This window comes from Flavobacterium johnsoniae (assembly GCF_001879205.1).
Classification (GTDB): domain Bacteria; phylum Bacteroidota; class Bacteroidia; order Flavobacteriales; family Flavobacteriaceae; genus Flavobacterium; species Flavobacterium johnsoniae_A.
This window is the reverse complement of record NZ_MLFK01000012.1, coordinates 17,352-30,890: the sequence shown is the minus strand read 5'-3', so window position 1 is coordinate 30,890 and position 13,539 is coordinate 17,352. Positions and strand designations below refer to the sequence as shown.

Here is a 13,539-nt window from a genome sequence, read left to right as displayed (position 1 = left end):
AGCAGTTTCTTCTGTTACTACCTTTGAATCTGTACATTCTTTGCCAAAATTCCAGCATGAATATGGAACTGCAAATGCTCAAAAATCTTGGGGAGGGAAAGTGCAGTCAAATGATTTTGAAAAAGACTTCTTTAACACAGGGGTGACTCAAATTACTTCTGCAACTTTTACAACAGGAACAGATGTTTCTACAACAAGTTTATCTTATGCTAATACTTCTGCTGCGGGGATTATTGAAGGTAACGGTTTAAAGAAAAACAACTTTGGAATTCGTCAGACAGCGAAATTTTTTGATAATAAATTAACTGTTTCTGCTGATGCGAAATATACAAGCCAAACTATCGACAACAGACCTGTAAACGGACTTTATTCAAATCCATTAACTGGAGTATATTTGTTCCAAAGAGGAAATGATTTCAATTATTACAAAGATAATTTCGAAACATTTATTCCTTCTAGAAACCTATACGGTCAAAATTTTTACAGCGCACCAAATGCTGATATTTATGTTCAAAATCCTTATTGGTTAATCAATAGAAACAAATCTGTTGATAAAGACAATTTCTTTAACGGAAATATCGCTTTAGATTATAAAGCAAACAATTGGTTAAGCATTGGAGCGAGATACAGCTATAACAGAATTGAAAATGATTTTGATAAAAGAATCTATGCTACTACAAATATTTCTTTATCTAATATAAACGGTAGATATATAAACGTTGCTACATTAAGCACACAACGTTACGGAGATTTAATTGCTAAAATCAATACTAGCTTCAACGAAAACTTTAGTTTTAATGCTATAGTTGGAGCAAGTATTAATAACACTTTAGCAAATCATGCTACTACTTTAGATTCTGGTATTGTTGGCGGACTTGTTAATGCGAACTTATTTACTTTAGGAAATTTTGGAAACTCAAGTGGAATTGACAATTTAAGTTTACAAGCTACAGGTTCTTCTAGAGAAGTTCAGTCTTTATTTGCTTCTGCAACTTTTGGTTACAAAAACATGTTATATTTAGATGTTACCGGACGTAACGACTGGTCTTCTACATTAGTAAATACAGATACTGGATCATATTTTTATCCATCTGTAGGGGTTACTGCTCTTATAAGCGAAATGACAACTTTACCAGAGTGGATTAACTTTGGAAAAGTTAGAGGAACTTATGCACAAGTTGGTAATGATATTTCAGCTTTCGTAACTTCTCCAAAATCAACTGTTCAAGGTGGTTTAATTATTCCTCCAACAGTAGGACCAAGACCAGGTGAATCATTAAAGCCAGAATTAAAATCAGAATATGAATTTGGTACTGAGTGGAGAATGTTTAATAATAGATTAGGTTTTGAGTTTTCTTACTACAATTCAGAAACTAAAAACCAATACGTTCAGGTTCCTGCTCCCGCAACAAATCCTTTTGGTTATACAAATTACGGAATTAATGCAGGTAGTATCGAAAATCAAGGTATCGAACTTGTTGTTAGTGGAAAAGTTATTACTGGAGATAAATTCTCTTGGGAGACTATGGTAAACTATTCTCACAATAGAAATAATGTTAAATCAATTCCAGAAGAATTAGGAGGTACAATTCCATTAACTCCTGTAAACAACATTAATTACAGATATGCTTTAACTGAAGGAAGACCATTTGGTGTAATCGAAGGAAAAGGCATTGTTAAAAATGCTAACGGAGAAATTGTTTTAGATGATAAAGGAAATTTAGCAGTAGAAGCTGATTTTCGTGAAGTTGGTAATGCAAATCCTGATTTTATGTTGGGCTGGTCAAACACATTTAAGTTTGGAGCTTTTACAGCTAACTTCTTAATCGACGGACGTTTTGGGGGAGATGTAATGAGTATTACTGAATCTATGAACGATTGGTATGGAGTTTCAAAAAGATCTGGAGATGCAAGAAATGCCGGTGGTGTTGCAGTAAATGCAGTGATGCCTAATGGTACAAAAGTAACTTCAATGGATGCTCAAAAATATTATGAAACAGTTGGAGGACTTAATGGAGCTACAGCTGAGTATGTATATGACGCTACAAACGTAAGTTTAAGAGAGGTTTCACTTGGTTATACTTTCAATAAAAAAACGTTGCCATTTGTTAATACAGCAACTTTATCATTAATCGCAAGAAACTTATTCTTCATTTATAAAGATGCACCTTTTGATCCAAACATTGCTTTAAGTACAGGTCAAGGTTTACAAGGAGTTGATATTTATGGTTTACCATCAACAAGAAGTATTGGTCTTAATTTAAATGTAACTTTCTAATTAAATTATCATGAAAACAAATAATATAAAAAAATCATTAATCTGTTTTAGTCTTTTAGCCTTAGTTGGTTGTACAGATAACTTTGATGAGGTTAATAGTAATCCTGATGGTTTTACTTATGAAGAGACAACCCAGGACTTTAATCATATTAAAGGACCTTTCAAAAACATGTTTGAGAACGTAATGGTAAACACTCCAGGTTGGAAGTATCAGGTAGCCATTGATTTATCTGGAAATACATGGGGAGGTTATACTACAGCTCCTGGTTTTGATGGTTCTAATAACCTTTCTTATGCACTTTCTGATAACTGGAACCTTTGGGGATGGGAGGCTATTTATGCTCAGGTTATGTCAAACTTCTTAAAAGTTGAAAGAGAATCTAAAGGTAAATATGATGATTTTTATGCTCTTGCTACAATTATCAAAGTGCAGACTTTACATAAAGCAGCAGATTCATGGGGGCCAATTGTTTACTCAAAATTGGGTACAACAGATGCAGCAATTGGATATGATTCTCAAGAAGAAGCGTATGGTTTAATGTTTAAAGATTTAGATTTTGCTGTTACTGAACTAACAAAAAGAATTGATGCAGGAGAGCCAAGTGCTTTTACTAATACAGACCGTTCAACATACAAAGGAGATTATACAAAATGGGTTAGATATGCAAACTCATTGCGTTTAAGATTAGCAATGCGTATTGTAAAAGCTAATCCGGCATTAGCTAAAGCAGAAGCAGAAAAAGCGATCAGCCAAAAATTTGGGGTAATGACTGTTGCTTCAGATAGCTTTATTGTTAACAAAGATGTGGCACAACATCCTCTTAAAGTTGCGGCTTACGAATATAATGACAGCCGTATGTCTGCAGATATGGAATCTATTATGGGTGGTTACAACGATCCTAGAATGAATGTTTATTTCAAGACATCTGAGCAATTTCCTGGAGAATATAAAGGAATCCGTACAGGAGGAAATCTTGGAGATAAATCATTACACATAAAATTCTCAAATTTTGGTAAGATAATAGACGAAGACAAACAAGTTGTTTGGTTAAATACTGCCGAAGTTTATTTCTTAAGAGCAGAAGGAGCTCTAAGAGGATGGAATATGGGAGGCGATGCTGAAACATTCTATAAAGCAGGTATTACCGCGTCGTTTACGCAGCTTTCTACAGGTGGTGCTGCTGATTATATTGCAGATAATGTAAAAACAGCAAAAGACTATGTAGATCCTGTTGCCCCATTTAACAGTGGTTTAGCAGTAAATAATATAACTGTTGCCTGGGATAATGCAGCAAGCAACGAAGTGAAATTGCAAAAAATCATTACTCAAAAATGGATTGCAAACTTTCCTGATGGTATGGAAGCATGGGCTGAACACCGTAGAACAGGTTATCCTAAATTATTGCCAATTCTTAATAACCAAAGTGCCGGTGCAATTACTACTGAGTATGGTGTAAGAAGAATAAACTTTGTTTCTACTGAAAAAGACGGAAACCCTGAAGGTCTTAAAACAGGTATTGCAAAACTTGGAGGTCCTGATAATGGAGGAACAAGAACCTGGTGGGATGTTAACGCTCCAAATTTCTAAAATAAATATCAAAAAAATTATAAGATTTTAAGTTTGGTTAGTAAATGGTATAAGCAATGCAAATTGCTTGTACCATTTCAAAAACCAAAATTGTATATACCAAAAAAAGAAAAGAAATGAAAAGTGCTTTAGAAATAAAACCTGACATCAGCTATAAGAGCGCCGGTAAATTTGAAGAGACGAGATTCGAAAAAATTCATAACGAGATCTTCAAAAGTTCTGCTGAAGCTTCGGTAATTGTGGCGCAGGAAATCGCTCAATTAATTAAATCTAAGCAGGAAAAAGGTAAATCTTGTGTACTGGGGCTGGCGACAGGATCTTCTCCTATAAAAGTATATGAAGAATTAGTGAGAATGCACAGAGAAGAAGGACTTAGCTTTAGTAATGTAATCACTTTTAACCTGGATGAATATTATCCAATGAACAAAGAGAACAATCAGAGCTATCATTATTTCATGCATCAGCATCTTTTTAATCATATTGATATTAAACCCGAAAATATAAATATTCCTGATGGTACAGTATCTATTGATGAATTAAATCAATATTGTATCGACTATGAAATGAATATTAAACAAGCTGGCGGACTTGATTTTCAACTGCTGGGAATTGGTCGTACAGGTCACGTTGGTTTCAACGAACCGGGATCACACATCAATTCAGGAACACGAATTATTACACTGGATCATATTACAAGAGTAGATGCCTCGTCTGATTTTAACGGAATTGACAATGTTCCAAAAAGGGCGATTACCATGGGGGTTTCTACCATTATGCGATCTAAAAGAATCGTTTTGATGGCTTGGGGACAAAACAAAGCCGATATTATCAAAAGAACCGTTCAGGGAGATATCAGTTCAGAAGTTCCGGCAACTTTTTTACAAAATCATCCAAACGCTACTTTCGTTCTGGATCAGTCTGCTGCATCAGAATTGACGCGTTTTAAAACGCCTTGGCTGGTTGGAGAATGCATCTGGACACAAGAATTAAAAAGCAAAGCTATTGTTTGGCTGTGCCAGAAAACAAACCAGTCTATTTTAAAATTAACAGACCGTGATTACAACAACAACGGAATGTCTGATTTATTGGCACAAGAAGGTTCTGCTTATGACTTGAACATCAATATGTTTAATGTATTGCAGCACACCATTACAGGCTGGCCTGGCGGAAAACCAAACACCGACGATTCTCATCGTCCGGAAAGAGCCAATCCTGCCAAAAAACGAGTGATCCTTTTCAGTCCGCATCCGGATGATGACGTGATTTCGATGGGGGGAACTTTTTCAAAATTGATAAAACAAGGACATGATGTACACGTAGTATATCAAACCTCTGGAAATATTGCCGTTACAGATGATGAAGCCTTGAAATTTGCTGAAGTATGCAACGATTTCACGGGCGGAAATCTTCCAAAAGACATCAACTTCAAATCGGTTATTGAGTTTTTAAACAACAAATCTGAAAATCAGATTGATTCTCTTGAGGTTAGAAAACTAAAAGGATTAATCAGAAGAAGAGAATCTTATGCAGCAACAAGATACATCGGCTTAAAAGATGAAAATACACACTTTTTGGATCTTCCTTTTTACGAAACAGGACAGGTAAAAAAGAATCCGTTAGGGGCTGAAGATATTGCCATTGTAAAAGAAATCATTGCCAGAATAAAACCGCATCAGGTATTTGCAGCCGGAGATTTAGCAGATCCGCACGGAACTCATGAAGTTTGTCTGAATGCGATTTTTGCAGCCATGAAAGAATTAAAACCGGAAAAATACATGGACGACTGCTGGCTGTGGCTTTACAGAGGCGCATGGCACGAATGGGATATCCATGAAATCGATATGGCTGTGCCGCTTTCTCCATCAGAAGTATTGCTGAAACGCCACGCTATCTTATACCATCAATCTCAAAAAGACAGAGTTATGTTTCAGGGTAATGACTCCAGAGAATTCTGGGTTAGAGCCGAAGACCGTAACAAAAATACCGCAGTTCTTTACGACGAACTAGGATTGGCAGAATACGAAGCTATTGAAGCTTTTAAACGTTTTGATTATTAAAGTTGTTTTAAAACGATTCGGGTGAGAGCGAATCAAATTTCAAAATTCAGATTGACCTCAAAGCGATTAGTGAGGTAAAGCAGAAGTCTTTCTGAGTTTTGTTTTTTATCTAATTATAAGATGCTCCAGAAAAGTATCGAACCAAAAAAAATAAAAATGAAATATTTATTTGTACTATTATTAGCAGGCGTAACAGCAAGCGCTCAGGTTCAAAAAGAGCAGCTAAATCTTATGCCTTGGCCTCAAAATGTTGTTGTAAACAATGGAAATTTTACTTTAAGTAAAAACTTTAAAGTAAATATCTCTGGTAATCCCAATCCAAGAATTTTTGGAGGAGTAACCCGTTTTTTGCGCCGATTAGATGGTAGAACAGGTATTTTTTTCGAACAAGGTTATATAAGTAAACTAAATGAAGTTCCAAATGCCGAATTGCAGATTAACTGTGATAAAGGCGGAAAAATAGGCTTATATGAAGACGAAAGCTACAGCTTAGACGTCAAGGCAAACAAAATTACAATCAATGCTACAAGCGATTTAGGAGCCTTACACGGTTTAGAGACCTTGCTGCAATTGCTTCAAAATGACAGTAAATCATTTTATTTTCCGGCTTCGCAAATTTCAGATTTTCCGAGATTTACCTGGAGAGGTTTAATGCTTGACGCATCAAGACATTTTCAGCCGGTTGATGTGGTTAAAAGAAATTTAGATGCATTGGCAGCAATGAAAATGAACGTTTTTCATTGGCATTTAGTTGACGATCAAGGCTGGAGAATTGAAACTAAAAAGCATCCAAAGTTAATCGAATTAGCTTCGGATGGATTGTATTACACACAAGAGGAAATTAAAAATATCGTAAAATATGCTGATGAGCGTGGTATTTTAATTGTTCCCGAAATAGATGTTCCGGGTCACGCATCTGCAATACTTACTGCTTATCCGGAAATTGGAAGCAAAGTGATTACATTGACTGGAGGAACTTCTGAAAAAAATATTCAAGGTACAGCAATCGCTACCTATGGAATTGAGAGAAATGCTGGTATTTTTTCACCAACATTAGACCCTACAAATCCTAAAACGTATAAAATATTAAATGAACTTTTTGATGAGGTATGCCCATTATTTCCCGGAGCTTATTTTCACATCGGGGGAGATGAAAATGAAGGGAAAGACTGGGATGCAAATCCAAAAATTCAAGAGTTTAAAAAGAAAAATAATCTAAAAACAAACCACGAATTACAAACTTATTTCACGATGCAATTGGCTCCGATGCTTAAAAAACACGGAAAACAATTAATGGGCTGGGAAGAAATTTTAACCAAAAATCTTTCAAAAGAAGCCATCGTTCACTCGTGGAGAGGTCCAAATGAAGGTGTCGTTGCCGGACAATCACTGGTTGATGCGGTAAAAAAAGGATATAAAACAGTATTGTCAAATGGATTTTATATCGATTTGATGTACCCAATAGCAAGTCATTATTTAAATGATCCTATGCCAAAAGGAGCAGATTTAACGGCAGAGGAAAAAGCAAGAATCTTAGGGGGAGAAGCAACAATGTGGACAGAACTTGCAACACCAACAACGTTCGATTCAAGAGTTTGGCCAAGAACAGCAGCCATCGCCGAAAGACTTTGGTCAGCAGAAAATATTACAGATGTTGCCAATATGCGCAAACGTCTTGAAAGTGTTTCTTTTAGATTAGAAGAATTAGGATTAACTCACATTAGAAATAAAGCCGTTATTCTGAGAAATATTGCAAACAACCAAAACATAAAATCAATTAATGAGTTTTCGAATGTTTGTGAACCATTAAAAGGATACACAAGAAATAAAGGAGGAACAGAATACCAAATGTATTCTCCGTTTACACTTTTTGCTGATGCTTGTACTCCAGATGCAAAAGACTCGCTGGCATTTGATGAAGCAGTCAGTCAATACCTGGCAAATAAAACACCGGATAATAAAGCAAAAGTGGCCGCATTTTTTAATAAGTGGATTTCGGTAAACAAAGGATTAATAGAGTTGAGTGCCAATGCACCCTTGGTACAATCTATTTTGCCTTTATCTAAAAAATTAAGCGATGCCTCACAAGAATTACTTCTTGTATTAGATAATAAATCAACTTTAAAATCAGCAGATTTAAAAAGTTTAATAGAACAATGCAATACAAAAGAGCATGCTGACGTAGAATTGTCAGTTTATGAAAGTTTAAAGAAATTAATTTAAGATTTGGTTTGAATTAGTATTAGTAAGTTTAAGTTGACAGTGTTGTTTTAAGAGTGCTGGTTATCTCTGCCAGAAGCATCTGGCAGAGGTAATTATAGTTAAACTTCAGAATATTTTTTTGAACTCATTAAAAAAGAATTAATAACCAAATAGCCATTAAGAAGAGTATTAACACCTAAAACCAAATAAAAAAGAATAGAATTAAAAACATGACAAAACAGAGTTTAAATTGATGAGTCGTCCCAAATTTATCAGTTGTATTTAATATTAATTTTTGAAATTATAAATAAATATCAATCACTACTATTTGCTATTGATTATCAACGAATCGGTAATAGTAATATTTATCTATAGAATGTAATTTGAGTTTATTTCCAGTCGACAGCAGCCTTCCAACCTGCAGTTGAGCGAAACCCAAAAGCTTGTGAGCCGGCGGGCCCAATTATTTATTTTCTATTAACCAATATTTATTAATTATGAAACATTATTACAGATTACTCTTTTTGTTACTGTTTCCCTTACTTGCGCTGGCCCAGCCCGCGCACGGAAAAAAAGTAGTGGGATATTATGCACAATGGTCTATCTATGCCCGGGATTTTAACATCCCTAAGATTGATGGAAGTAAATTGACGCATTTAAATTATTCTTTTTATGGTACCAGTTATGATCCTGCCCATCCTGAGAATACAAAATTACAATGTTTGGATACCTATGCTGATTTTGAGCATATGGAAGGAGGAATTCCTTGGGATGCTCCGGTAAAAGGAAACTTTTATGACTTGAAGAAGCTCAAAGAAAAGTATCCGCATTTAAAAGTTTTAATCTCTGTAGGAGGATGGACAAAAGGTCAGGATCTTTCTCCAATTGCAGCAAGTCCAGTTGCAAGAGCCGCTTTGGCAGCAGACATGGCAAACTTCATTACTACTTATCCTTTTATTGATGGTTTCGACATCGATTGGGAATATCCTCTTTCTGGCGGAACAGATGGTACCGAAGTGATAAACGGAGCCCCAATTCCTCCACAGAAATACAGCCCGGATGACAATAAAAACTTAGTGTATTTATTAAAAGCAATGCGTCAGGCAATGCCAAATAAATTAGTTACAATTGCCGCCGGAAATAATGTGCGCAAAGTAGCACAGCAATATTTAGGACCAAACAACATAACACAATATGGAATGACAGAAGACATTTCGACTTATTGTGATTATATCACTTACTTCGGATATGATTTTGGAGGAAACTGGTATGATAAGACCTGTTACAATGCTCCTTTATATGCAAGTGGAAATACAAATGATCCGCTTTACGGTGCGGCACAGTCAGAATCATTAGATGAGTTGACAAATCAGTATTTGAACGTAGTGGGTTTTCCTGCCAATAAATTAATCATGGGATTACCTTTTTACGGGAAAAAATTTGATCATGTGGCCAATAACGGAACCAATCCAAATTTACCTGGATTATTCGTTGCGGCGCCTAGAGATATTGTTCCTGGATGTACAAATCCGCAAAACCCTATCGGAACCTGGGATGGACCTGCAGCATGCGAGCGTTCCGGAAGTATCGAAATTTGCGACTTAGTAGGAAATCCAGTTACGAATTCACATGCTTATCTAGATCCAAATACGATGTTAGTTACTCCGGCTGCCGCTTCAGCAGGATGGGTACGATATTTTGATAACACTACTAAAGTCCCTTATTTGTACAATTCGACTTTAAAACAGTTTATCTCTTATGAAGATAAGCAGTCAATGGATTTAAAAGTTCAATATATAAAATCAAGAAATTTAGCAGGAGGTATGGTTTGGGAATTATCTCAGGATACCAGAGGTTCTGTGCCTAATTCATTATTAACTCAGGTTGATACTTCTTTTGGCAGTATTGTTCCGGGAACTGTGAGTATCTCAGGTTCTGTAAAAAACGGAGCAGCTTTAGTTTCGGATGTTACAGTTGATTTGCGTAATGCAAGCAATGTAATATTACAAACCGTAGTTTCTACAGGAGGAAATTTTACTTTCAGCAACCTTACTTCAGGGCAAAATTATATACTTACAGCTTCAAAAGCTACGTATAATTTTACACCTGTAACGTTAACCAATGTTACGGCAAATCAGACGGGAGTTGTTATTAATGGAACACAGCCAACATACACTGTAAGCGGAACAGTTCTTAATGGAACAACGCCGGTTTCTGGTGTGACAGTTTCTGCAGTATCAGGAAGTACTACCTTAACGGCTGTTTCTAATGCGAGCGGCGTTTACAGTATTACAGGTTTAACTGCAGGCCTTAATTTCACTGTTACGGCGGCGAAAACAGGATTCTCTTATACACCGGCTTCAACAGTTTATAATGCAATTGATTCTAATAAAACGTTGAACTTTGCTCAAGGAGCACCAATTGTTAACTATACCGTAAGCGGTACTGTTGTAAACAATACAACTCCAGTTTCTGGTGTAACAGTTACTGCTGTTTTCACTGGCGGCAGCTATGCAGCTGTGACAAATGCAAGCGGTGCTTATTCACTGAGTTTACCTTCTGGAGGTAATTATACAGTAACTGCATCATTAACAGGACAAACGTTTACACCGGCTTCAACAGTTTATTCTAATTTGAATGCTAATAAAACATTAAACTTTACACAAGATGCTTCTGGAAGTACAAACAAAATCAGCGGAACAGTTAAAAACGGAACAAATCCGGTTGCTGGAGCAAAAGTAGAACTGGTTTTACCTTGGACAGACAGCACGCATAACTGGAAAAGTGTTATTGCAACAACAGATGCACAAGGAAAATACAGCTTCGATAATGCAGTTGTAGCAGGATATACAACCGTTACAAGTTTAAAATTAAATACTTGGGAAAATGGAGAAGTGGTTTATTTACCATCTAATCTTGGAAACTTTCCAGTTCCTGCAAACCCAACGGTTTACAATTTTAATACAAGTTCTACAGCAAAAACAGCATTGGCTGCGGCTGTAAACTTAATCAGCGGAACTGTTAAAAATGGTTCAGCTCCGGTAGCCAATGCAAAAGTAGAAATAGTTTTGCCTTGGACAGATAACACGCACAACTGGAAAAGTGTACTTGCCACAACAGATGCACAAGGAAATTATACTTTCGATAATTCAGTTGTTGCGGGTTATACGCAAATTTTGAGTTTGAAATTAAATTCATGGCAAAATGGAGAGGTAGCTTATTTCCCAAACAATCTGGCAAACTTTGCAGTTCCAGCAACGCCTCAGGTTTATAACTTCAACACAAACACAGTTACACCGCCTCAGGTTACTATTACGGCTCCTTCAGCTGCAACTGTAGCTATTGCTCCGGGAACAGCTATTCAACTGAAAGCAACTGCAAGTGTAGATGCCAGTTTAACTATTTCGTCAGTTGTATTCAACATCAACGGACAAAATATTACGGCAGCACTTTCAGGAACAGAATACGTTGCAAACTGGACACCAGCTGCCGCGGATTTCAACAAAAATTATACATTGAAAGCAACTGTAACGGCATCAAGCGGTGCAACAGCAGAAAATACAAAAGCATTCTCCCTACAATGTTCAGGAACAACTTGTCCTAATTCATTGCCTGGAATTACTTGGAATACACCATCGAATACTACTATATACCAGAATTCTTTCCAGGTTGTACCAATTTCAGTTACAGCTGTTGATAGTGACGGATCGGTTTCAGGTGTTACCATTACAATAAATGGAGGTACATTTAACATGACAGCAGGTACAAATAATACTTATACGTATAATTTTACGCCATCTGCTTATCAGGATTATCCAGTTGCAATCAAAGCAACCGATAATAAAGCTGCTGTAACTACATTAAACAATACAATTAAAATTGCTCAAGTAGGCACTAATAGGTTCATTCCGCTTCCATCTAAAATTATCTTAGGTTATGCACATTCTTGGGAAAATACTTCGGCTCCATTTTTATATTTCTCTCAAATGGTGGGAAGCAAGTTTAACGTAGTCGATTATTCTTTCGTAGAAACAGTTAATCGTGATGGTTATACACCAGTATTAACTACAAATGACACTAGATATTTGACCAATGGTGTTTTCAATAAGCAATTGTTGAAAAATGATATCAAATCCTTAAGAGATAGCGGCGTTCCTGTTATTGTTTCTATTGGAGGTCAAAATGGTCATGTTGTTTTAGATAATGTAACTCAAAAAAATATTTTTGTTAATGGTCTAAAAGCAATTATTGATGAGTATCAATTTGATGGAGTTGATATTGATTTTGAAGGCGGATCAATGAATTTTAGCGCAGGAGGTTTAAGGGATATTTCATATGCGGGTATTTCGGCTTATCCAAGATTAAAAAATGTAGTAGATGCTTTCAAAGAATTAAAAGCATACTACGGCCCTGGATTTTTACTAACTGCAGCTCCGGAAACACAATACGTACAAGGAGGATATTCTACCTATACGGATACTTTTGGTTCTTTCCTGCCAATCATTCAAAACTTGCGTAATGAATTAGATTTGTTAGCGGTACAATTGTACAATACAGGAGGAGAAAACGCATTAGATGGTCAATATTATGGTTCAGCTAAGAGAGCAAACATGGTAACAGCCCTGACTGATATGATAATAAAAGGCTATAACATTGGTACAACAGGAATGCATTTTGATGGTTTACCAGCCTCAAAAGTTCTTATTGCCTTACCGGCTTGTCCAAGTGCAGCAGGAAGTGGTTATATAACGCCGGCAGAAGGAGTTAGCGCTATGCATTATTTAAGAACGGGAACCACTTTTTCAGGAAGAACCTACACAATGCAGCCAGGCGGACCATATCCTTCTTTAAGAGGTTTAATGACTTGGTCTGTAAACTGGGATGCATCTTCTTGTGGTAATTCATCTGAACTATCTAAAGCGTATGCGGCTTATTTCGCTTCGCAGTCGGCAGCAAAAACATTAGCAGTTCAGGATATTTCTGTTCAAAACAATGCGACGATAGCGTATTTTAAAAACAATGCCTTATCAGTTACGAATGACAATGAAGAGATTGCTCAAGTTGATGTGTTTAACATTTTAGGGCAAAATTTGGTAAGTCACAGAAATGTTCAAAACAATAAAGAAGTGTTGCTTCATGATCACAGTTTCTCATCTAAACAATTGTTTTTAGTTGTAGTAACAGATAAATCAGGAAACAAGAAATCATTTAAAGTAATGAACTTTTTAAACTAGAATAAATGATTGAAAATTTAGAAATAAAAAAAATGGGACGGTTAAAATTGAGTTTGGTTATTTATTTTTTAATCTAATTTTTATTTCGAACAAATGCATTGAATTGAGGAGATTTGTTATTTGGTTTTCTCCTTGAGGATCGCATTATGAACCTGGCAATTTTTGTTGCCAGGTTTTTTT

At 36.0% G+C, this 13,539-nt stretch carries 5 protein-coding genes; all 5 read left to right on the top strand.

What is annotated here, in order from left to right; all coding sequences use genetic code 11:
- The coding region (locus BKM63_RS22020) for a TonB-dependent receptor domain-containing protein (RefSeq protein WP_071638740.1) at positions 1-2,278 on the top strand (2,278 nt) is incomplete at its 5' end.
- Positions 2,279-2,288: 10 nt separating this feature from the next.
- Positions 2,289-3,866, top strand: a complete 1,578-nt coding sequence (locus BKM63_RS22015) for a SusD/RagB family nutrient-binding outer membrane lipoprotein (RefSeq protein ID WP_071638739.1) — start codon at positions 2,289-2,291, stop codon at positions 3,864-3,866.
- A 116-nt stretch (positions 3,867-3,982) separates the two neighbouring features.
- On the top strand, positions 3,983-5,923 hold the full coding sequence (gene nagB, locus BKM63_RS22010; protein WP_071638744.1) for a glucosamine-6-phosphate deaminase: 1,941 nt from the start codon (positions 3,983-3,985) through the stop codon (positions 5,921-5,923).
- A gap of 156 nt (positions 5,924-6,079) precedes the next feature.
- Positions 6,080-8,146, top strand: a complete 2,067-nt coding sequence (locus BKM63_RS22005; protein WP_071638743.1) for a beta-N-acetylhexosaminidase — start codon at positions 6,080-6,082, stop codon at positions 8,144-8,146.
- Positions 8,147-8,622: 476 nt separating this feature from the next.
- A complete protein-coding gene (gene chiA / locus BKM63_RS22000) occupies positions 8,623-13,359 on the top strand; it encodes a T9SS-translocated chitinase ChiA (protein ID WP_071638738.1) in 4,737 nt (1,578 codons plus the stop codon).
- Positions 13,360-13,539: the final 180 nt, after the last annotated feature.